Here is a 20,418-nt window from a genome sequence, read left to right as displayed (position 1 = left end):
CGGATGCCGATTCCGTCGGCATCCGGTGCGGGTACCAGCCCCAGGCGGTCGCCGGACGCCGAAATCAGAGGAGCGCGTAGCGATTTGTCGCGCCCACTGGCCCCGGACGCCGCTTCCGTCGGCTTTTGGTGCGGGCAGCGGGCACAGGCGGGCGGCGGACGCTGAAACGGGAGGAGCGCGTAGCGATCTGTCGCGGAGAGAGGCCCCGAGGCACTGCCTCGTCGGCCCGGATGCTCGGCGAGGCGGCCCCCGGCCCCCCGGCTGGTCGCTGAGGGAGCCGGATGGTCAAGGTACGACCGTGCCGTCCTTTTGGGGGTTTCCCGGCAGTCCTTGTCTTTCCGGGGCGGGACGGGCTGTCAAGGGTCGCCGTAGGCGATCGCGAAGCGACGCGACCGAAGGGAGCGCCCTTGACAGGGCGGCCCGAACCGGAAGGACAGTGGGACTGACGGGAAAGCCCCAAGGCATCTCTGAGACCGGCCGGCTCGGACCCCGACGGTCACCGGTACCGTTCAGCGGCTCGCTCCCGCCCGGCGGGAGACCGCCGCCAACCCACTCACCCGCATCCGGGGAGGCGGGTGGGCAAACACCCGCCCGGCCCCGGCCCCTCGAGGGGGAGATGGCGGGCCCGGGCCCCGAGGCCTACCCCCTCAGCGCCCCCGCCAGCTGGGCCAGGAACGCCGCTACCGCGGCCGGGCCCGGGAGGACGAGGTCGGCGCGGGCCGCGAGTTCCGGGACTTCCGCCGAGCCGCTGCACACCAGGAGGCCCGGGAGGCCTTCCGCCCGGCGCTTCTCGACCGCCGAGTACGCCGCGAGGTCGCCCAGGTCGTCCCCCGCGTACAGGACCGGCCCCGCGTCCCGCTCCTGAAGGAACTCGGTCAGGGCGACGCCCTTGTCCATCCCCGGCGGGCGCAGTTCCAGGACGGCGCGCCCCGGCTCGACGATCAGGCCGTGGCGGGCCGCGAGCTCCGCGAGGGGTTCGCGCAGGGCCTGGAACGCCGCCTCGGGGTCTTCCGCCCGGCGGGTGTGGACGGCCAGGGCCTGGCCCTTCTCCTCGATCCAGGTCCCCCGCCACGCCCCGATGGCGTCGAGGAAGCCGGGCAGCTCGGCCCGTACCGCCGCCACGCCGGGGTGTTCGGCGGGGGCGTGCACGACGCCGGTGACGGCGTCCCAGCGTTCGGCGCCGTAGTGGCCGAGGACGACCAGGTGCTCCAGCCCGGGCACCCCGGCGAAGCCTCCGTAGCGGACGGCCACCCCCGCGGGCCGGCCGGTGACCACGGCCACGGCCTCCACCCGAGGGGCGAGTGCGGCGAGCGCCGGCACGGCGTCGGCGTGGGCGCGGGCCTGGTCGGGGTCGGGGACGATGTCGGCGAGGGTGCCGTCGAAGTCGAGGGCGATGACGGCTCTGCGGGGTGTACGGAGGAGGGCTTCGAGTCCCTCGCGTCCGGCGGCGGTGGCGGGCACGGGCATCGGCGGTTGGTGCGGATGGCTCCCCATGGCCACGACCCTACCGGGGCGGCCGGGACCCCGCCCAGACCCTCCAGCCACGATCCAGCCCTGTCCCGCGCCGGAACCCGCGCCCGATCCCGCACCCGATCCCGCGCCAGAACCCGGTAGTGAACGGCAGGGGCCCCGGCCCGGTCCGGCCCGCCCTACCGCCGGGCCCGCTGGGCCTCGCGGATGCGGCGGAGGCGGTTGACGGTGCCGGGGGCGTGGGCGAGGGCGCGGGGGTCGTCCATGAGGGCGTTGAGCAGCTGGTAGTACCGCACCGGGGTGAGCCCCAGCCCCTCCCGTATCGCGCGCTCCTTGGCCCCGGGGCCGGGCCAGCTGCGGCCCTCGTACGCGAGCACGGCCGCCTCGGCGTCGGTCAGGCGGCCCTCGGCCGTCTGCTCCGCCGCCGTGCCCGTCTCACCCGCCTGGCCGCCGTCTGTCATACGGCCACACTAACGGGCCCCGCCGACAGCGCCCGCGCCGGTGCGGGGGGGTGTGCCGCTGCACGGGGCTGCCCCTCCCGCCCTTCCACCGTTCCTCCCCCAGCCGCCGCTGGGTGGTACCCCCAGGCGAGGCCGGGAGAACGGGGGGCGGGGGGGCGGGGCCCCAGGAGCGCCGCGCGGGGGCGGGCAGGCCCCGGCGGTCGGGCTACTTCTCCCCGTCCGCCTTGCGCGCCGAGTCCGCGATCCGTTCCAGGATCTTCGCCGGCTGGCCGCCCGGCTGGACCGCCTTGCCGATGTTCTGCTTGATGTCCTCGCTGACCCCGGCCCAGGACTTCTTGCCCACCGGGTAGAGCCGCGAGGTCGGCAGGGCGGTGAGGAAGGTGCGCAGCTGGGTGGCCGATCCGCCGGGCGCCGACTCCATCGCGCGGTAGCCGCTGGTGGTGACGGGCAGGAGGTCGTACTGGTTGGTGAAGGTGGTCACGTTCTTCGCCGCGTACAGCTGGTCGAGGAACTTGCCGGCCTCCTTCTTGTGGCCGTTCTTGAAGGCCATGACCCAGTCCGCGACGCCCATCGTGGAGTGGTCGGTGCCGTCGATGGTCGGCATGGCGACCATGCCGAACTTCACGCCCTTGCCGGCCGCCTGCTTCAGCAGCGTCGGGTGGCCGTTGAGCATGCCGGCCTCGCCGCGCGTGAAGGCGTCGAAGGCGGCCTGGCGGTCGAGCTTGCCGGGGTCGACGGGGCCGGTGAGGCCCTGGCCGACCATGCGGTCGCGGAGGAACTCGAAGGTCTTGACGTTCTCCGCGGAGTCGATCGCGTAGGCCTCTTCGTTGTCGGTGTAGCCGCCACCGCCCGAGAGCAGCCACATCATCGTCTCGGCCTGGGCCTCCTCGCGGCCCAGCGGCAGGGCGAAGGGGGTGGGGACGCCCGTGCCCTTGAGCTTCTTGGCCGCGGCCTCGACGTCCGCCCAGCTCTTGGGCTGCCAGGGGGTGGAGCCGTCCTTGGGGATGATCCCGGCGTCGCCGAAGAGCTTGGTGTTGTAGAAGAGCAGCCGCGTGCTGGCGACGAAGGGCATGCCGTACTGGACGCGGCGGACCTTGCCGGCGTCGGCGAGCGGGGCCAGGAAGTCGGCCTCGGTCTTGACGGACAGCAGTTCGTCGGCGGTGTAGAGCTTGCCGGCCTCGGCGTAGTCGGCGTAGGCGCCGATCTGGGCGATGTCGGGGGCCTTGCCGGCCTTGACCATCGCGGCGACCTTGGCGTCGACCTCCGACCACGAGTAGACGCTGACCTCGACCTTGACGCCGGGGTTGTCCTTCTCGAAGGCGGTGGCGAGGTTCTTCCAGTAGCCGGCGGAGGAGTTCTGCGGATTGTCGCCGTAGTCGGCCGCCACGACCCGGAGGGTCACCTCGTTGTCCCCGGAGAGGCCCGGCACGGCTCCACAGCCGGTCAGTGTCACGCCGGTCAGCCACAGTGCGGCGCCGGACGCGGCCAGCCTCAGGTAACGGCCCTTCACAGTTCTCGATCCACCCCAGGTTGTACGTACGATCCACGTAAGGTCTACACCACTTTGGCGGCTCTTCCACATCCGGCGGAGGCCTCGCGCGCGGACTGTTTCCAAACCGTCTCCGGGCGCGGCCCGAACAGGCCTTCCGGATTTGTATGGCCGCTCAACAATCCCACCCAATGGACTAGACCTTTCCCCTTCGAGCACGCGAGACTGTCTTCTGTGAAACCCGTGAAACACGTCATCGCCCTCGATGTGGGCGGCACCGGGATGAAGGCCGCCCTCATCGCCGACTGGGGGCACCACCCAGCGGTAGCTGGGGGAGGCACCCTGCTGCACGAGGCGCGCCGCGCCACCGGCCGCGAGCGGGGCGCCGAAGCCGTCGTCGAGACGATCCTGGACTTCGCCGCCGAGCTCCACGACCTCGGCCGGGACCGCTTCGGCGCGCCCGCCTCGGCCGCCGGGGTCGCCGTGCCGGGCATCGTCGACTCCGAGCGCGGCATGGCCGTGTACGCGGCGAACCTGGGCTGGCGCGACGTACCCCTGCGCGACCTGCTCGGCGCACGTCTCGGCGGCATCCCCGTGGCCCTGGGCCACGACGTGCGCACGGGCGGGCTCGCCGAGGGCCGCATCGGCGCCGGCCGGGGCGCCGACCGCTTCCTGTTCGTCCCCCTCGGCACCGGCATCGCCGGAGCCATCGGCATCGCGGGCCGCATCGAGGCCGGCGCCCACGGCTACGCCGGGGAGATCGGCCACATCGTGGTCCGCCCCGGCGGCCCCGCCTGCGGCTGCGGCCAGCACGGCTGCCTGGAGACCCTGGCCTCCGCCTCCGCCGTCTCGCGCGCCTGGGCGGCCGCCTCCGGCGACCCCGGGGCCGACGCCGCCGACTGCGCCAAGGCCGTGGAGTCGGGCGACCCCCGTGCCGGGGAGGTCTGGCAGGCCGCGATCGGCGCGCTCGCCGACGGCCTGGTCACCGCGATCACGCTGCTGGACCCGAGCACGCTGATCATCGGCGGCGGGCTCGCCGAGGCCGGGGAAACCCTGTTCACACCACTGCGGACGGCCGTCGGGGAACGCGTGACGTTCCAGCGGCTGCCCGAGATCGTTCCGGCCGCCCTCGGGGACACCGCCGGATGCCTGGGCGCAGGGCTCCTCGCCTGGGACCTACTCGCCACGGAGGTACCTGCCTGATGTCCGGACGCGCACAGAGCACCGTTCTCTCCGGCGCCAGGGTGGTGCTGCCCACCGGGATCGTGGCGGGCGGCCGCGTCATCGTCGAGGGCGCCCGGATCGCGGGCAGCGCCCACGAGGACGCCGCACTCGTGGACCTCCCGGGGCACTGGATCGTCCCCGGCTTCGTGGACATGCACAACCACGGCGGCGGCGGCGCCTCCTTCACCTCCGGCACCGCCGAGGAGGTCCTCACCGGCGTGCGGACCCACCGCGAGCACGGCACCACCACCCTCGTCGCCTCCACCGTCACCGGCGACCTCGACGAGCTGGCCCGCCGGGCGGCGCTGCTCGCCGAGCTGACCCAGCAGGGCGAGATCGCGGGCGTCCACTTCGAGGGCCCGTTCATCAACCCGTGCCGCAAGGGCGCGCACAAGGAGGACCTGCTGCGCGACCCCGACCCGGCGGAGGTCCGCAAGCTGATCGACGCCGCGCACGGCGCCGCACGCATGGTCACCCTCGCCACGGAGCTGCCGGGCGGCCTGGACTCCGTGCGCCTGCTCGCCGAGCACGGCGTGATCGCGGCGATCGGCCACACGGACTCCACCTACGACCAGACCGTCCAGGCCATCGAGGCGGGCGCGACCGTCGCCACCCACCTGTACAACGCGATGCCCGGCCTGGAACACCGCGCCCCGGGTCCGATCGCGGCGCTGCTGGAGGACGAGCGGGTCACCGTCGAGCTGATCAACGACGGCACCCACCTGCACCCGGCGATGCTGGAGCTGGCCTTCCACCACGCGGGCGCCGACCGCGTGGCCCTGATCACCGACGCGATGGACGCGGCCGGGTTCGGGGACGGCACCTACCACCTGGGCCCGCTGGAGGTGGAGGTCCGCGAGGGCGTCGCCCGGCTCGTGGAGGGCGGCTCCATCGCGGGCTCGACCCTCACCCTCGACACCGCCTTCAAGCGGTCGGTGACGGTCGACCGGCTGCCCGTCGAGTCCGTGGTGCAGGCCATCTCCGCCAACCCGGCGAAGCTGCTGGGCCTCTACGGCGAGGTGGGCTCGCTGGAGCCCGGCAAGTACGCCGACCTGGTGGTCCTGAATGCGCAGTTCGACGTCAAGGGCGTCATGCGGAGGGGCGAATGGATCGTCAGCCCGCTGGGCTGAACCGGCCTTTCGGCCAGGGCAAAGCGGGGCGTCCGGCCCGGAGGACTGGGCTGGCCGCCCTCCATTTGGCATGATCCCGGCACACACCAAGACCGGGGCTGGCCATGATCCTCACCGTGACGCTCAACACCGCGCTCGACGTCACCCACCGGGTGCCGCGACTGCTGCCGCACACCTCCCACCGCGTCACCGCCGTCACCGAACGCGCGGGCGGCAAGGGCCTGAACGTGGCCCGGGTGCTCGCCGCGCTCGGCCACGAGGTGACGGCGACGGGCTTCGCGGGCGGCCCGGCGGGCGCGGTCGTACGGGACCTCCTCGCCGGATCCGCCGGCGTGGTGGACGCCCTGGTCCCCTGCGCCGGCCCCACCCGCCGCACCCTGGCGGTCGTCGACGAAAGCACGGGCGACACCACCCAGTTCAACGAGCCGGGCCCGCAGATCTCGGCCGCCGAGTGGTCGGCCTTCCTCGCCCGCTACACCGAACTCGCCGCCGGGGCCCGCGCGGTGGCCCTGTGCGGCAGCCTGCCGCCGGGCGTGCCGGTCGGCGCCTACGCGGTCCTGGTACGGGCGGCCCGCGCGGCCGGCGCCCCCGTGCTCCTCGACACCAGCGGCGAGGCCCTGCGCCGCGGGGTCGCGGCCCGGCCGGAGATCATCAAGCCGAACGCGGCGGAACTCGCCGAGCTGACGGGCTCGCGCGACCCGCTCCCCGCCACCCGCGACGCCCGCCGCCGGGGCGCCCACGCGGTGGTCACCTCCCTGGGCCCCGAGGGCCTGCTGGCCGCCACCCCCGAGGGCACCTGGCAGGCCACCCCGCCCCGCACCCTGCGCGGCAACCCGACGGGAGCGGGCGACTCGGCGGTGGCGGGCCTGCTGTCGGCCCTGACGGAGGACCTGCCCTGGCCGGACCGGCTGACCCGCGCGGTGGCGCTGGCGACGGCGACCGTCCACGCCCCGACGGCGGGAGAGTTCGACCCCCGCACCTACGCGGAGGTACGGGGGTCGGTGAAGGTCACGCCCTGCCAGCCGGGCTGAGCCGGGCCGAGCCGCGCCGGAAGCCGGGCCGGGAGCCGTGCTGCGAGCCGGCGGTTACAGCGGCTCCAGCCAGAGCTGATCGATGATGATGTCGCACTGGTTGCCCGTCTCGCAGGAGATCTTGACGGTGTTCGTGCCTTTCTTCATGTCCACGTTGGAGTGGGTATAGGTCCACTTGTCCCACTCGCCCGGCTTGGCGTTGGAGAAGTTGTTCATGTTTATCGGGCGGGTCTGCTGCTCGCCGTTGACGGTCAGCGTCGTGCTCGCGGGCTTGCCCGGCACCGCGTAGCTGATCTTCAGCTTGTACTGGCCCGCCGTGGGCACGTCCAGCGTCCAGGTCAGCGCGGCCCCGACCTGGTTGAAGTTGCCGACGTACTGACCGCCGGAGCTCTTGGCGCCCTGCACCGTGTTCTGCAGGGTCGCGCCACCGGTGAGGGCCATGCCGGCGCCGGCGGCCTCGCCCTTGGGGAGCGGGGTCTTCGACGGCTGCGGTGAGGCGCTCGTGTCGTCCGAGGGCTGGTTGCCCTTCGGCTGGGCCGGTCCCGGGGACTGGGAGGAGGCCTGGTTCTTGTTCTTGTCGTCGTCCTTGTTGCCGAAGACCAGGGCCGCGCCGATGCCGATCGCCACCGCCGCCACCACGGCGACCGCCGCGATCAGCACGCCCTTGCGGCTGGAGCCGCCGCCCCCGCGGCCGCGGCCGCCGGCCGGGGCCGTCTGGCGGGTCTGCGGGGCCGGCTGCTGCGGGACCCCGTAGCCGCCGGCCTGAAGGGCCTCGGGGGCCTGGTACTGGGCCTGGTAGGCCTGCGGGGGCTGCTGCTGGGGGACGGCGCCGCGCTGGCCGCCGTAGGTCCGCTCGCCGACCGTGCGCACCTGGTTGTACGAGGTGCGGGGGACCCCGGGCTGCACGCCGGGCTGCCCTCCGACCGCGGGACCGGGGTAGCCGTATCCGCCGCCCTGACCGGGCGGGGTGGCTCCGGCGGCCTGGCCGTCCGCGTAGAGGTAGCCGAACGGGTCGTCGTCCTCGGGCTGGTTCGCCCCACCGTGCGGGCCGTTGTTCGCGGGCGTCGTCATCGCAGGTCACTCCTTTCGACCCACGGGAGCCTACCCCGAACACGTGCGCCCACGGGTGGCCGATCCGATCACCCGGCCCGGCGGTGGGCCTTGGAGCGGGACCTCTTCTCGATGTACATCCGCTGGTCGGCGGAGCGCAGCACCTCGTCCGCCGACATCCCGCAGCTGGCCCAGCCGATGCCGAAACTCGCCCCGACGCGCACGGCCCGCCCGTCCACCCGGATCGGCGGGATGATCGCGTTGCGCAGCCGTACGGCGAGATCGGCCGCGTCGGCCGCGCCGAGGCCGTCGGCGAGGACGACGAACTCGTCCCCGCCGAGGCGGGCGACCGTGTCCCCGTCCCGGACTCCCGTGGTCAGCCGGCGGGCCACCTCGATCAGGACGGCGTCGCCCGTGTGGTGTCCGAAGCGGTCGTTGATCGACTTGAAGCCGTCGAGGTCGCAGAAGAGCACCGCGAGCCCCTTGGTGCCGTCGTCGGTTTCCGAGGCGGGCGCCACGGTGTGCACGTGGTGGTCGTACGGGCCCTCGGGCTGCCCGGGGAAGCCGCCGGGGAAGTCGCCGGGGAAGTCGAAGCCCTCCGCGCCCGGTCCCGGTCCCGCGGCGGGCGCGGCGAAGCCGCCGTAGCCGTGCTCGCCGGTGCCGACGCCCTCCGGCCGGCCCTCGAAGGCCGCATCGAGCGCTTCCACGGCGCCGGCCCGCACCGACTGGGGCCGCCGGCACAGCCGGGCGCCGAGGCGGGCGCGCAGCTCGGCGCTGTTGGGCAGGCCGGTGAGGGAGTCGTGGCTGGCGCGGTGCGCGAGCTGGAGCTCGTGCCGTTTGCGCTCCTCGATGTCCTCGACGTGCGTCAGGAGGAACCTGGGCCCGTCGGCGGCGTCGGCGACGACGGAGTTGCGCAGGCTCACCCACACGTACGTGCCGTCGCGCCGCCCCAGCCGCAGCTCGGCCCGGCCGCCCTCGGCCGAGGTGCGCAGCAGGGTCCCGATGTCCTCGGGGTGGACGAGGTCGGAGAAGGAGTAGCGCCGCAGCACGGAGGCGGGCCGCCCGAGCAGCCGGCACAGGGCGTCGTTGGTGCGCAGCAGCCGGCCGTGCTGGTCGCCGCCCATCTCGGCGATGGCCATGCCGCTCGGGGCGTACTCGAAGGCCTGCCGGAACGACTCTTCGCTGGCCCGCAGCGCCTGCTGTTCGCGCTCCAGCCGGACCAGGGCCCGCTGCATGTTCGCGCGCAGGCGCGCGTTGCTGATCGCAATGGCCGCCTGGAAGGCGTACATCTGGAGCGCCTCGCGGCCCCAGGCGCCGGGGCGGCGGCCGTTGCGCGGCCTGTCCACCGAAATGACACCGAGGAGTTCCCCGCCCGTCGCATACATGGGGGCGTAGAGCCGGTCCTCGGGGTGCCACTCGTCCTCGAAGCGCGGATCGGGTCCGTCCGTGTGCCACTGGGGTACGTCGTCCTCCAGCAGGACCCAGCCCTCGGTGTGCGGGATGAAGCGCAGGCCGTCCCAGGCCTCGCCCATGGTCAGGCGGCGCTCCCAGGCGGCGCGGGAGCCGACGCGGCCGGTGATCAGGGCTTCGGCGGCGGGGTCACCGGCGAAGGCGGCGACGACCAGATCGCCGTCGGGGCGTACGAGGTTGACGCAGGCGAGCTCGTAGCCGAGGCCGCGCACGATGCCGTCCACGACGGTCTGCAGAGTGTCCGCCAGGCTCCGGGCCGTGTTGAGCTCGGCCACCGCCTGGTGCAGCTGCCGCAGGGTCGCAAGACGGACGTACGGCTCCGACTCGGTCTCCATTGCTCGCTCTCCCCGAGACCTCGACAGCAACTCCAGGTTTGTCATCGGCGTTTCGTTGCGGTGTCCCGTCCACTGAATCACAGTGAGCTGTGCGGCAGGTACACAGGGTCAACAAATCTTGCCCTCTGTGACTCAAGTCACATGAGATGAATAGTGCGGTGGCGTAGGCACGTTGAGGACGAGAGACCTTCCCCCGCCTTCCCACGCGCAAACGATACGCCCGGCCTAGGCCCTACGGCGGGGACACGGCTCGGACCAGCGTCCGATGTGCGGCGCACGGGGGCCGCACTAGCGTGCGGTACGTGCCGAAGACGACCCCCGCAATCCAGCCCTACTCCCCCGCCGCGCCCCTCTCCCCCCATCCTGAGGGGGTGAGCAACGACGAGTTCCGCGCCGCCATGTCCCGGCTGGCAGCGGGCGTGTGCCTGATCACCGCCCACGAACCGCCCCTGACCGCCGACGGGCCGCGCGGCGAGGACGTCGGCATGACCGCCACCGCCTTCATGTCGGTGTCCCTGGACCCGCCACTGGTCCTGGTCAGCGTCCGCGAGGGCTCCCGGATGGACGACCTGCTGGCGGAGCAGCCCCTGTGGGCGGTGTCCGTGCTCGCGGACAACCAGCTCCAGGTCGCGAGCCGCTTCTCGATGAAGGGCCGGATCAGCGACCGGCTCCTCTTCGCCGACCTCCCCTACGAACGCGGCGCCGCCTCGGGGGCCCCGCTGCTCTCGGGCGCCCTGGCCACCCTGGAGTGCCGTACGCGGTCCCGGGTCCCGGCGGGCGACCACACGCTGGTCATCGGCCACGTCCTGACGGCCTCGTTCCCGTCACCGGACGCCCAGCCCCTCACCTACTTCCGCGGCCGCTACCGCCACCTGCTGCCGTAGACCGGCGGAACGGCACCCGGCCGGAACGGGCCGCGGGACCTACCAGTCCCGCGCGCTGCGCCCCCGCTTCGTCTCCCCGCGCGCCTTCTTCTCCCGCAGCCGCCGCTCGTTGATCCCGCGCGGGATCCTCGTCGGCCGCCGGACCTTCGGCGGGGCCGCCGTCGCCTCCGCCAGCACCGCCGCCATCCGCACCAGCGCCATCTCCCGGTTGCGGTACTGCGACCGGTGCTCGGACGCCCGTACCGTCAGCACCCCGTCCACCAGCCGCCCGGCGAGCCGCTCCAGCGCCCGCTCCTTCCACACCTGCGGCAGCGCCGTCGTCGCGGCCACGTCGAACAGCAGCTCCACCCGCGAGTCCGAGGTGTTCACGTGCTGTCCGCCCGGCCCGGAGGAACGCGAGAACCGCCAGGCGAGCTCCGCCTCGGGGAGCACGACCGCACCGCGGATGACATAGGGACCAGGCATGCCCCCTATGATCCGCCCCCGCCCCGCCCCCGTCACCCTCATTTCCCGCCCCGGCCGCCCCCGCGGAACCCCCTGGAACCTCCACGCCCCCTCCCCGCGTTATGAAGGGCAGCGGTAGCTTGACCCCACATCGGGACCGAGCACCCGGAATGACGAGGAAGGACACCAGTCACATGGCAGTAAGCCTGTCCAAGGGCGGCAACATCTCGCTCTCGAAGGAGGCCCCCGGCCTCAGCGCCGTCACGGTCGGCCTCGGCTGGGACGTCCGTACGACGACCGGTGTCGACTTCGACCTCGACGCCTCGGCCATCGCGGTCGACGCCACGGGCAAGGTCGTCTCCGACGGCCACTTCGTCTTCTTCAACAACAAGTCCACCCCGGACCAGACCATCGTCCACACCGGTGACAACCGCACCGGCGAGGGCTCCGGCGACGACGAGTCCATCAAGGTCAACCTGGCCGGACTGCCGGCCGGCGTAGACAAGATCGTCTTCCCGGTCTCCATCTACGACGCCGACTCCCGCAGCCAGAACTTCGGCCAGGTGCGCAACGCGTACATCCGCGTCGTCAACCAGGCCGGCGGCGCCGAGATCGCCCGCTACGACCTCTCCGAGGACGCCGCCACCGAGACCGCCATGGTCTTCGGCGAGCTCTACCGCAACGGCGCCGAGTGGAAGTTCCGCGCCGTCGGCCAGGGCTACGCCTCCGGCCTCACCGGCATCGCCCAGGACTTCGGCGTCAACGTCTGACCGGGCACGGCGCGGCCCCTTCCCCACCGTCCCCGGGAAGGGTCCGCGCCCGCCGACGCCACCGCTACGCCTTGGGCCGCGCGTCCCCGTAGAGCCACACGTCCCACACCCTCTTCAAGTCCGCCCCCGTACGCCGCTGCGCGTACGCGGTGAAATCGGCCGTGCTCGCGTTCCCGTACCGGTGATCGGCGGCCCACCCCCGCAACAGGTCGAAGAACTTCTCGTCCCCCACCTCCTGCCGGATCCGGTGCAACACCATCGCACCCCGGTAATAGACCGGATCATCGGAAATGTGCTCGGCGCCGGGCGGCGAAGCCGGCGGGAAAGCCGCCCAGTCGACACCGGCATGGCCGTCCACGGACGTGTCACCGGCCAGGAACGCCTCGAACCGCCGCTGCGCGCTCACACCCCCGTGGGACTCCGCCCACAACCACTCCGCGTACGTGGCGAACCCCTCGTTCAGCCACATGTCCTTCCAGGACCTCGGCGACACCGAATCCCCGAACCACTGGTGCGCCAGCTCGTGCAGCACCAGCTCCTCGTCGGGCGCACCCGGGTAGACCGGCTTGGTCTGCGTCTCCAGCGCGTACCCCAGCGACCGCGCGGGCATCACGATCGAACCCACCGTCCCGAACGGATACGGCCCGAACGTGGCACTCCCCCACTCCACCATCTCCGGCACCCGCGCCAGCACCGCACGGGACGCCTCTTCCTCCCCCGGCGACACGGCCTGGTACACGGACACCCCCGAAGCGGTCCGCCCCGTGGTCACCTTGAACTTCCCCACGGCGACCGTCGCCAGATAGCTCGCCATCGGCTCCGCACTCCGCCACGCGAACGCGGTCCGCCCGCCCCCCACGTCCCGCCGGGAAAGCAACTCCCCGTTCGACACCGCCTCGTACCCCGCCGGAACCGTCACCGTGACGTCGTACGCGGCCTTGTCACTGGGATGGTGGTTGCCGGGGAACCAGCCCATCGACCCCACCGGCTCCCCCACACCGACCGCGGTACCGCCCCCGGTGCTGATCCAGCCCTCCTTGGACCCGTCCGGATCGACCAGCGGCTTCGGCCGGCCGCCGTACTCCACCTTCGTCCGGAACACCTCGCCCTTGCGCACGTCCTTCGCCGGACGCACCGTCAACTCGCTGCCGGTTCGGTTGTAGCGCGCCGCCACACCCTGCACGTCCACGGCCTCGACCTTCAGCCCGCTGAAATCGAGGTTGAACGAACTGAGCCCCTGCTCGGCCCGCGCCGTGACCACCGCCGTACCGCGCAGCTCCCCGTCGGCCGGGTCGTACGCCAGGTCCAGCGCGTAGTGCTCGACCTGGTACCCGCCGTTGCCCGCCCGGGGGAAGTACGGATCCCGCAGCCCCGACGCGCCGGGCCGCCCCTGCACCGTCGCCCCCGTACACCCCGCGCAGAGGGCGATCAGGACGGCGAGGGCGGGGGCGGCGAGACGGGTGAGCGCGCGGAGTTCCACACGCCCGATCCTAAGTGGGCTTACTTGCCCAGGGCCTCGACACCGGCCTTGGCGAACTTCTCGTCCAGGTCACCGCTCGGCGCACCGGCCACGCCGATCCCGGCGACGGGCGCACCGTCGGCCTGCACCGGGGCGGCACCGGCGAGGAACAGGGTGCCCGGGATGTCCTTCAGGTTCGGGGCCTGCGCGAGCCGGCCGGCCAGCACCGAGGTCGGAGCGTTCCAGGACACGGCGGTGTAGGCCTTGCGCTGGGCGGACTCGTACGACTGCGGGCCCGCGCCGTCACCGCGCAGGGTGACGATCGTGTTGCCGTTGCGGTCCACCACCGCGACCGTGACCTTCTGGTTCTCCTTCTCGGCGGCCGTGAGCGCGGCCTGCGCGGCACGAGTGGCGGCGTCGACGGTCAGGTGGGTCGAGGTGGTGAAGTTGCCGCTCTTGACCTCGTCCTTCTTGGCAGGGGTGGCGCTCGCGCTGACGGCCCCGAAGGTCCCGGCGCCGAGAACGACGGCGAGGGCGGTACCGGTGAGGACGCGGGTACGGGTGTTCATCTCTGCTCCTGGTGGTCTCGACTGGCTCCCTCCAACCATCACCGCCACCCCCACCCCGCCCCGTCCCCGTACCGGCTCGCCCCGACGACCCCACCGGCTGACCCGGGGGTCATCCGATCGGCCGATGCGGCGGGGCTGGCCGCCCGGTTTCGTGGGGGCACCCGGCCGGGGGCGGGGACGGGGTGGGGTGTCGTCCGGGGCTAAAACGAGATGACTTCGGCGCCCTGTACCGACCCACAGCAGTGATCCGGCTCGGAGCGCCGAACATCGAAGCCCGCCCCGGACGACACCCCACCCCGGCACCGACCCCGGCCACCCCCGACCCCGCCCCCACCCCGCCCGGCCAGGGCAACGGCCGACCCCGTAACCGCCCGGCCAGGGCAACGGCCGACCCCGTAACCGCCCGGCCAGGGCAACGGCAAAATGGACAGCACCCCCACCCCCCAGGAGCCCCGCCGTGAGCCACCCCCCGCGGAAACCCGACACCCGCGCCCTGGCCACCGTCATGCACGCGGCGTTCTTCCTCCTGCTCGGCGCCTCCGTGGCCCGCTTCCTCCTCCGCCACCCCGGCGAACCCCGCACCCCCTGGATCATCGCCCTCAGCATCACCCTGGCCCTCCTCTACGTCCTCGGCCCCGCCGTGGGCGGCACCGCAGCCGCACCCCCCGAACGCACCACCCCCGCCCCCACCCTCCACCGCCGGAGGCTCTGGCTGGGCCTCGTCGTCGCCACCTGGGTGGTCCTCGTCGTCCTCGCACCCAGCTTCGCCTGGTGCGCCGTCCCCCTCTTCTTCACCGCCCTGCGCACCCTCCCCCCACGCGCCGCGGCAGCCCTCGTCACCGTCCTCACCGTCTTCGTCGTCGCGGCCCAGCTCAAGCTCTCCACCGCCTTCGACCCCAACCTCCTCCTCGCCCCACCCGCCATCGCCGCCCTCGCGACGGCCGTCTTCATCCACATGGAGCGCCAGGCCCAGGCCCAGCGGGCCCTCATCGACGACCTGATCCGCACCCGCAGGGAACTCGCCGCCACCGAACGCCGCGAAGGCACCCTCGCCGAACGCCAGCGCCTGTCCATGGAGATCCACGACACCCTCGCCCAGCACCTCTCCAGCCAGCAGATGCTCCTCCAGGCCGCCGACCGGACCTGGGACACCGACCCCGCCACCGCCCGCGCCCACGTCCGCACCGCCACCGGCATCGCCGCCCGCGGCCTCGCCGAAGCCCGCCGCCTCGTCCACGACCTGGCCCCGCCCGAACTGGACAACGGCACCGGCCTCGCCGACGCCCTGCGCGCCCTGGACGCCGGCCCCGACATCGAGGTCCGCTTCCACCTCGAGGGCACCCCCGCGCCCCTCCCCGACCGCGCCGAATCCGCCCTGCTGCGTATCGCCCAAGGCGCCCTCGCCAACATCCGCGAACACTCCGGCGCCCGCACCGCCGCCCTCACCCTCAGCTTCCTCGGCGACCAGGTCGTCCTGGACATCGCCGACGACGGCACCGGCTTCACCACCGCCCCCACCGGCTCCGCCACCGCCACCCCCACCGACCGCGGCCACGGCCTCCCCGCCATCCGCGCCCGCGTGCGCCAGCTCGGCGGAACCCTGACCATCGAATCCACCCCGGGCGAAGGCACCGTCCTCTCGGCCTCGATCCCCCTGGAGCCCACAGGATGACGACGATCCTCCTCTGCGACGACCACGTCGTCGTCCGCGCCGGCCTGCTCGCCCTGCTCGGCAGCGAGCCCGACATCGAGGTGCTGGGAGAGGCCGGCAGCGGCGAGGAAGCCGTCGCCCTGGCCGCCAAGCTCCACCCCGACGTCGTCCTCATGGACCTCCAGCTGGGCGAGGGCATCGACGGCGTCGAAGCCACCCGCCGCATCACCGCCCTCCCCCACCCCCCGCACGTCCTCGTCCTCACCACCTACGACACGGACGCCGACATCACCCGCGCCATCGGCGCCGGCGCGACCGGCTACCTCCTGAAAGCCGAACGCCCCGAAGAACTCTTCGCCGCCATCCACTCGGCCGCGGCCGGCCGGACCACCCTCTCCGCCCCGGTCGCCAGCCGCGTCATGGCCCACATGCGCGGCACCCGCCCCACCCTCACCGACCGGGAACTCGACATCCTCGGCCAGCTGGCCCGCGGCCTCGGCAACCGCGACATCGCCCGCGCCCTGTTCATCAGCGAAGCCACGGTCAAAACCCACCTGGGCCGCATCTACGACAAGCTCGGCGTCGACACCCGAGCGGGCGCGGTGGCGGTGGCCAAGGAACAACGCCTCCTGCCGTCCTGACCCCCACGACGCACCACCCCCCACCCCCCGGCACGAGCCCGACCCCCCACCCCGCACCCACCCGTGACACCATCGGCTACGTGCTCGACATCGGCTACTCCCTCTCCCGGCGCTTCCCCGACCCCCCGCAGACCGACTACCGCTCGGCGGACGTCCACACCCTGCGCCACGACCTCTTCTGCGGCGACGTCTACCTCGCCGACACCGAGAAGGACACCGAGGTGTCCACAGCCTGGGGATGGGTGCCCGTACTCGACTTCGCCTGGGCCCTGTGCGACATCGTCGAACAACTCGACCAGGACCCCCGCGGCAGCCGCTCCTCCCACAGCCAGTACGCCGAACTCGACTTCACCGAGTCCAGCGACCGCATGCTCTTCGAACGCCGCTTCGGCTGGGTCGACATCGAAGCCGACTGGATGCCCCCGGAAGAGGAGCCGCTGACCTTCAGCCACCGCCTCCTGCGCCGCGAGGCCCGCGACTTCCTCCACGACCTCGTCGCCGACCTCGTCGACATGCACGAGGGCCTCGCCGACAACCCGGTCATCTGGACCCTCCAGGCCCGCTTCCCCCGCGTCCCCGCCTGACGACCCCCTCCCTCGACGCACCAGGGGGAACGTGAAGCTGCGCGACGCCACCCCCGACGTGGTGGCGGGCACGGTCACCCTCTGGTCGCACGACACCGACGACGGCCCCGTCTCCGAGACCGACGTCCCGTTCGCCGGGCAGATCTTCCGCACCAACCACTGGTGCGTGAACCCGAAGACGGACCTCATCTGACGGCCCGGCCGCCCTCCCTACCCCACCACCCGCACCCCCAGCTGCGCCGCCAGCACCGGAGCCAGATCGAACAGCTGCGCCGGACTGATCACCGCCCCGGCCAAGGACTCCACCCCCCGCGCCACCCCCAGCTCCACCGCACCCCGCAGATCCACGTCCACCAGCCGCGCCCCCGTCACGTCCACCCCCCGCACCACACAGTCCCGGAATTCCACCCGCTCCAGCACCGCACCCCCGAAGTCCGGCTCCACCAGCACGCACCCCTCGAACACCACGTCCCGCAGCCTCGCCCGCCGCAGGTTCAGGTACTCGACCTTGCCGCCCCGCACGAGGACCCGCTCCAGCACCGCCCCGTGCAACTGCACCCCACCCAGCCGGGCGTCCACCAGCTCCACATCCCGCAACGAGGCCCCGGCCAGATCCACGCCCACCCCCCGGACGCCCTCCAGCACCGAATCCAGGACCCGCGCCTTGCCCAGCCCGGCCCCGTCCAGCCCGCACCGCCGCAGCGCACAGTCCATGAACCGCGCCCCCACCGCCTCCTGCCCCGCCAGATCCAGATCGGCGAACTCCAGCCCGTCGTAATCCCCGTCCGGCTCCAGCTCACCGCCCTCCCACACCACCAGCTCCGGCAGCACCACCTCCGCCCGCCGCGCCGCCTTCACCGACTGCCCGCCACTCCGCCCGTTCCGCGCCATACCCCCATCGTGACCGATGGCACTGACAGCCCGCCCCGACCCGCCCCCACCCCCTTGACCTCAACTCCGCTCGAGGTCAGAACCTGACCCCATGACCGACACCACCATGAAGGCCATCCGCCTCCACGCCTTCGGCCCCGCCGACCACCTCACCTACGAGACGACACCCCGCCCCGTCCCCGCCCCCGGCCAGGTCCGCATCAAGGTCGCCGCCGCCGGCGTCCACCTCCTCGACACCTCCCTCCGCCAGGGCATCCAGGGCCCGCCCGCACCCCTGCCCGAACTCCCCACCATCCCCGGCCGCGAAGTCGCCGGAACCGTCGACGCCCTCGGCCCCGGCACCGACCCCGACTGGCTCGGCCGCACCGTCGTGGCCCACCTCGGCTTCAACCCCGGCGGCTACGCCGAACACGCCGTCGCTGACACCACCCGGCTCCACCCCGTACCCGACGGCCTCGACCCCGCCGAAGCCGTCGCCATGATCGGCACCGGCCGCACCACCCTCGGCATCCTCCAGTTCGCCGGCCTCGGCCCCCACTCCACCGCCCTCGTCACCGCCGCAGCCGGAGGCATCGGCACTCTCCTCGTCCAGTACGCCAAGAACGCCGGCGCCACCGTCATCGCCCTCGCCGGCGGCCCCGCCAAAACCGCCCGCGCCACCGCCAACGGCGCCGACCTCGCCCTCGACTACACCACCCCCGACTGGGCCCACACCCTGCGCACCCACCACCCCCACGGCGCCACCGTCCTCTTCGACTCCGTCGGCGGCACCACCGCCCGCACCGCCCTCACCCTCCTCGCCCCCGGCGCCCGCCACCTCGTCTACGGCTGGTCCAGCGGCACCCCCCTCACCCTCACCCCCGCCGAACAGGCCGACCTCGACGCCCGCCACATCACCACCCACCACGTCCTCGGCCCCGCCATGCTCCAGGCCGTCGGCGCCCCCGACCCCCTCCGCGTCCTCGAAACCCGCGCCCTCACCGAAGCCGCCACCGGCCGCCTGCGCCCCGCCCTCCAGCGCTACCCCCTCGCCGAAGCCGCCCGCGCCCACCACGACCTCGAAACCCGCGCCACCACCGGCAAGGTCGTCCTCGAACCCTGACCCCCACCACGCCCACCCCAGCCCTCCCCACACCAGACACCCAGCCCACAACCCGCCCCCAACCCACGACACCCCGCACCTGGACACCCCTCCGACGCCCCCTGTACCAACTCCCCCATGACGATCAACGGCGGCATCTCCTTCTGGTACGCGACCACCGGACCCCACGAGCCACCCCGCGCCCCCCTCACCACCGACGCCACCGCCGACGTCGCCATCGTCGGAGGCGGCTACACCGGCCTGTGGACCGCCTACTACCTCAAGCGCGCCGCCCCCGACCTGCGCGTCACCGTCCTCGAACAGAAGTTCTGCGGCTACGGCGCCTCCGGCCGCAACGGCGGCTGGCTCTACAACGGCATCGCCGGCCGCGACCGCTACGCCGCACTCCACGGCCACCACGTCGCCCAACGCCTCCAGCAGGCCATGAACGACACCGTCACCGAAGTCATCGACATCGCGGCCAAGGAAGGCATCGACGCCGACATCCACCGCGGCGGGGTCCTCGAAGTCGCCCGCACCCCCGCCCAGCTCACCCGCCTCAAGGCCTTCCACACCGCCGAACTCTCCTTCGGCGAAACCGACCGCGAGCTCTACGACGCCACCGACACCCGCAGCCGCATCGGCATCGCCGACGCCGTCGGCTCCAGCTGGACCCCGCACGGCGCCCGCATCCACCCCCTCAAACTCCTCCGCGGCCTCGCCGCCGCCTGCGAACGCCTCGGGGTCGTCATCCACGAGTCCACCCCCGTCACCGAACTCGCCCCCCGCCGCGCCGTCACCCCCTACGGCACCGTCCGCGCCCGCCACGTCCTGCGCTGCACCGAAGGCTTCACCGCCTCCCTCAAGGGCCACAAGCGCACCTGGCTCCCGATGAACTCCTCGATGATCGTCACGGCCCCCCTCCCGCCCTCGGTCTGGGCCCAGCTCCACTGGACGGACGCCCCGCTCCTCGGCGACATGGCCCACGCCTACATGTACGCCCAGCGCACCGCCGACGACCGCATCGCGATCGGCGGCCGCGGGGTCCCCTACCGCTTCGGCTCCCGCACGGACCACGACGGCCGCACCCAGCCGGCCACCATCGACGCCCTGCGCGAGCTCCTCTTCACCTTCTTCCCGATCCTCACCGGCACGGAGATCACCCACGCCTGGTCGGGCGTCCTCGGCGTCCCCCGCGACTGGTGCGCCACGGTCACCCTGGACGCCGGCACGGGCCTGGGCTGGGCCGGCGGCTACGTCGGCTCGGGCGTGGCCACCGCCAACCTCGCCGCCCGCACCCTGCGCGACCTGGTCCTGGGCGAGTCCACCCCCCTGACCACCCTCCCCTGGGTCCACCACCGCGTCCGCCGCTGGGAACCGGAACCCCTCCGCTGGCTGGGCGTCCACGCCCTGTACGCGGCCTACCGCGAGGCGGACCGCCACGAATCGAAGACCCACACCCCCACGACAACCCCCCTGGCCCGCCTGGCCAACCACATCTCGGGCCGCTCGTGAGGCACACGAAAAGGCCCCGGACCAGGGCGGTCCGGGGCCTTCGAGAGCAGAGCCCCCTGTCGGATTCGAACCGACGACCTACGCTTTACAAGAGCGTTGCTCTGGCCAGCTGAGCTAAGGAGGCGTGGCCGCCAACACTCTACACAGGGCGCTCTGCCCCGGGCCATCCGTTGGCTCCGCCAGGCACCGGCGGGGCCGCCCGCGAGCGGGCCGGAATCCGCGCCGTCAGATTGCTGACAGAACCCCTCACACCGGGTAGCGTCGGGCCG

Annotated in this window: 20 protein-coding genes and 1 tRNA gene; 11 read left to right on the top strand and 10 right to left on the bottom strand. The window is 73.2% G+C overall.

Features of this window, described 5'->3' with window-relative positions:
* Nucleotides 1-639: 639 nt before the first annotated feature.
* The 3 genes from otsB to B4U46_RS19715 all read right to left on the bottom strand — a co-directional run bounded on the left by otsB (nt 640) and on the right by B4U46_RS19715 (nt 3,441).
* Nucleotides 640-1,494 carry a trehalose-phosphatase gene (gene otsB, locus B4U46_RS19725; protein WP_079429050.1) on the bottom strand — a complete coding sequence of 285 codons (855 nt, stop codon included), beginning with the start codon at nt 1,492-1,494 and terminating at the stop codon, nt 640-642.
* Between the two features lie 155 nt (nt 1,495-1,649).
* Nucleotides 1,650-1,931 carry a DUF3263 domain-containing protein gene (locus B4U46_RS19720; protein ID WP_079429049.1) on the bottom strand — a complete coding sequence of 94 codons (282 nt, stop codon included), beginning with the start codon at nt 1,929-1,931 and terminating at the stop codon, nt 1,650-1,652.
* A gap of 205 nt (nt 1,932-2,136) precedes the next feature.
* Nucleotides 2,137-3,441 (bottom strand): extracellular solute-binding protein, encoded by a 1,305-nt coding sequence (locus tag B4U46_RS19715; RefSeq protein ID WP_167747599.1) that lies wholly within the window; start codon nt 3,439-3,441, stop codon nt 2,137-2,139.
* A 222-nt stretch (nt 3,442-3,663) separates the two neighbouring features.
* On the opposite strand from B4U46_RS19715, the gene B4U46_RS19710 reads away from it, so the two are divergent.
* The 3 genes from B4U46_RS19710 (at nt 3,664) to B4U46_RS19700 (ending at nt 6,805) form a co-directional block, all read left to right on the top strand.
* On the top strand, nt 3,664-4,623 hold the full coding sequence (locus tag B4U46_RS19710; RefSeq protein WP_079429047.1) for an ROK family protein: 960 nt from the start codon (nt 3,664-3,666) through the stop codon (nt 4,621-4,623).
* Nucleotides 4,623-5,774, top strand: coding sequence for an N-acetylglucosamine-6-phosphate deacetylase (gene nagA, locus B4U46_RS19705; RefSeq protein ID WP_079429046.1), 1,152 nt, complete (start codon nt 4,623-4,625; stop codon nt 5,772-5,774). The genes B4U46_RS19710 and nagA overlap by 1 nt, the downstream gene beginning before the upstream one ends.
* Before the next feature lie 104 nt (nt 5,775-5,878).
* On the top strand, nt 5,879-6,805 hold the full coding sequence (locus B4U46_RS19700; RefSeq protein ID WP_079429045.1) for a 1-phosphofructokinase family hexose kinase: 927 nt from the start codon (nt 5,879-5,881) through the stop codon (nt 6,803-6,805).
* Nucleotides 6,806-6,859: 54 nt separating this feature from the next.
* On the opposite strand, the gene B4U46_RS19695 is transcribed toward B4U46_RS19700, so the two are convergent.
* Nucleotides 6,860-7,876, bottom strand: coding sequence for a CBM35 domain-containing protein (locus B4U46_RS19695; RefSeq protein ID WP_079429044.1), 1,017 nt, complete (start codon nt 7,874-7,876; stop codon nt 6,860-6,862).
* Nucleotides 7,877-7,944: 68 nt separating this feature from the next.
* Complete coding sequence (gene cdgB, locus B4U46_RS19690) at nt 7,945-9,660, bottom strand: diguanylate cyclase CdgB (RefSeq protein ID WP_079429043.1); 1,716 nt, start codon at nt 9,658-9,660, stop codon at nt 7,945-7,947.
* 302 nt (nt 9,661-9,962) lie between these two features.
* Here cdgB and B4U46_RS19685 point away from each other — a divergent pair, with 302 nt between their 5' ends.
* Nucleotides 9,963-10,544 (top strand): flavin reductase family protein, encoded by a 582-nt coding sequence (locus tag B4U46_RS19685; RefSeq protein ID WP_079431866.1) that lies wholly within the window; start codon nt 9,963-9,965, stop codon nt 10,542-10,544.
* 39 nt (nt 10,545-10,583) lie between these two features.
* Here B4U46_RS19685 and arfB read toward each other — a convergent pair whose 3' ends face one another.
* Nucleotides 10,584-11,009, bottom strand: a complete 426-nt coding sequence (arfB, locus tag B4U46_RS19680) for an alternative ribosome rescue aminoacyl-tRNA hydrolase ArfB (protein ID WP_079429042.1) — start codon at nt 11,007-11,009, stop codon at nt 10,584-10,586.
* Nucleotides 11,010-11,182: 173 nt separating this feature from the next.
* Here arfB and B4U46_RS19675 point away from each other — a divergent pair, with 173 nt between their 5' ends.
* On the top strand, nt 11,183-11,758 hold the full coding sequence (locus B4U46_RS19675) for a TerD family protein (RefSeq protein ID WP_079429041.1): 576 nt from the start codon (nt 11,183-11,185) through the stop codon (nt 11,756-11,758).
* A gap of 64 nt (nt 11,759-11,822) precedes the next feature.
* Here B4U46_RS19675 and B4U46_RS19670 read toward each other — a convergent pair whose 3' ends face one another.
* The gene (locus tag B4U46_RS19670; protein ID WP_079429040.1) at nt 11,823-13,238 is read right to left on the bottom strand and encodes a M1 family metallopeptidase; all 1,416 of its coding nucleotides are present in this window, start codon (nt 13,236-13,238) and stop codon (nt 11,823-11,825) included.
* Between the two features lie 20 nt (nt 13,239-13,258).
* Complete coding sequence (locus B4U46_RS19665; RefSeq protein ID WP_185117209.1) at nt 13,259-13,786, bottom strand: GlcG/HbpS family heme-binding protein; 528 nt, start codon at nt 13,784-13,786, stop codon at nt 13,259-13,261.
* A gap of 505 nt (nt 13,787-14,291) precedes the next feature.
* Here B4U46_RS19665 and B4U46_RS19660 point away from each other — a divergent pair.
* The 4 genes from B4U46_RS19660 (at nt 14,292) to B4U46_RS37460 (ending at nt 16,855) form a co-directional block, all read left to right on the top strand.
* On the top strand, nt 14,292-15,458 hold the full coding sequence (locus B4U46_RS19660) for a sensor histidine kinase (RefSeq protein ID WP_107438440.1): 1,167 nt from the start codon (nt 14,292-14,294) through the stop codon (nt 15,456-15,458).
* Nucleotides 15,455-16,078, top strand: coding sequence for a response regulator (locus B4U46_RS19655; RefSeq protein ID WP_045950638.1), 624 nt, complete (start codon nt 15,455-15,457; stop codon nt 16,076-16,078). Before B4U46_RS19660 ends, B4U46_RS19655 begins: the two co-directional genes overlap by 4 nt.
* 80 nt (nt 16,079-16,158) lie before the next feature.
* Nucleotides 16,159-16,662 carry a hypothetical protein gene (locus B4U46_RS19650; protein WP_079429038.1) on the top strand — a complete coding sequence of 168 codons (504 nt, stop codon included), beginning with the start codon at nt 16,159-16,161 and terminating at the stop codon, nt 16,660-16,662.
* Nucleotides 16,663-16,693: 31 nt separating this feature from the next.
* Entirely contained in the window at nt 16,694-16,855 is a 162-nt protein-coding gene (locus B4U46_RS37460; RefSeq protein ID WP_159036748.1) for a hypothetical protein, read from the top strand.
* A 17-nt stretch (nt 16,856-16,872) separates the two neighbouring features.
* Here B4U46_RS37460 and B4U46_RS19645 read toward each other — a convergent pair whose 3' ends face one another.
* Nucleotides 16,873-17,553, bottom strand: coding sequence for a pentapeptide repeat-containing protein (locus B4U46_RS19645; protein ID WP_079429037.1), 681 nt, complete (start codon nt 17,551-17,553; stop codon nt 16,873-16,875).
* Between the two features lie 106 nt (nt 17,554-17,659).
* Between B4U46_RS19645 and B4U46_RS19640 the strand changes: the two genes are divergently transcribed.
* Together B4U46_RS19640 and B4U46_RS19635 are read left to right on the top strand one after the other, a co-directional pair.
* Nucleotides 17,660-18,655 carry a zinc-binding dehydrogenase gene (locus tag B4U46_RS19640; RefSeq protein ID WP_079431864.1) on the top strand — a complete coding sequence of 332 codons (996 nt, stop codon included), beginning with the start codon at nt 17,660-17,662 and terminating at the stop codon, nt 18,653-18,655.
* 117 nt (nt 18,656-18,772) lie between these two features.
* Nucleotides 18,773-20,149, top strand: a complete 1,377-nt coding sequence (locus B4U46_RS19635) for an NAD(P)/FAD-dependent oxidoreductase (protein ID WP_079429036.1) — start codon at nt 18,773-18,775, stop codon at nt 20,147-20,149.
* A 50-nt stretch (nt 20,150-20,199) separates the two neighbouring features.
* Here B4U46_RS19635 and B4U46_RS19630 read toward each other — a convergent pair.
* Nucleotides 20,200-20,273: transfer RNA gene (locus tag B4U46_RS19630), tRNA-Thr, on the bottom strand.
* Nucleotides 20,274-20,418 lie beyond the last annotated feature (145 nt).

Source organism: Streptomyces katrae (assembly GCF_002028425.1).
Lineage (GTDB): Bacteria > Actinomycetota > Actinomycetes > Streptomycetales > Streptomycetaceae > Streptomyces > Streptomyces katrae_A.
This window is presented reverse-complemented; position numbering and strand designations above follow the sequence as displayed.

Bases quoted from the DNA above. Each gene is read 5' to 3' on its own strand.
- otsB (WP_079429050.1), bottom strand. From the start codon at position 1,494: ATGGGGAGCCATCCGCACCAACCGCCGATGCCCGTGCCCGCCACCGCC.
- B4U46_RS19720 (WP_079429049.1), bottom strand. From the start codon at position 1,931: ATGACAGACGGCGGCCAGGCGGGTGAGACGGGCACGGCGGCGGAGCAG.
- nagA (WP_079429046.1), top strand. From the start codon at position 4,623: ATGTCCGGACGCGCACAGAGCACCGTTCTCTCCGGCGCCAGGGTGGTG.
- B4U46_RS19700 (WP_079429045.1), top strand. From the start codon at position 5,879: ATGATCCTCACCGTGACGCTCAACACCGCGCTCGACGTCACCCACCGG.
- B4U46_RS19695 (WP_079429044.1), bottom strand. From the start codon at position 7,876: ATGACGACGCCCGCGAACAACGGCCCGCACGGTGGGGCGAACCAGCCC.
- cdgB (WP_079429043.1), bottom strand. From the start codon at position 9,660: ATGGAGACCGAGTCGGAGCCGTACGTCCGTCTTGCGACCCTGCGGCAG.
- arfB (WP_079429042.1), bottom strand. From the start codon at position 11,009: ATGCCTGGTCCCTATGTCATCCGCGGTGCGGTCGTGCTCCCCGAGGCG.
- B4U46_RS19675 (WP_079429041.1), top strand. From the start codon at position 11,183: ATGGCAGTAAGCCTGTCCAAGGGCGGCAACATCTCGCTCTCGAAGGAG.
- B4U46_RS19665 (WP_185117209.1), bottom strand. From the start codon at position 13,786: ATGAACACCCGTACCCGCGTCCTCACCGGTACCGCCCTCGCCGTCGTT.
- B4U46_RS19660 (WP_107438440.1), top strand. From the start codon at position 14,292: ATGCACGCGGCGTTCTTCCTCCTGCTCGGCGCCTCCGTGGCCCGCTTC.
- B4U46_RS19655 (WP_045950638.1), top strand. From the start codon at position 15,455: ATGACGACGATCCTCCTCTGCGACGACCACGTCGTCGTCCGCGCCGGC.
- B4U46_RS19645 (WP_079429037.1), bottom strand. From the start codon at position 17,553: ATGGCGCGGAACGGGCGGAGTGGCGGGCAGTCGGTGAAGGCGGCGCGG.
- B4U46_RS19640 (WP_079431864.1), top strand. From the start codon at position 17,660: ATGAAGGCCATCCGCCTCCACGCCTTCGGCCCCGCCGACCACCTCACC.
- B4U46_RS19635 (WP_079429036.1), top strand. From the start codon at position 18,773: ATGACGATCAACGGCGGCATCTCCTTCTGGTACGCGACCACCGGACCC.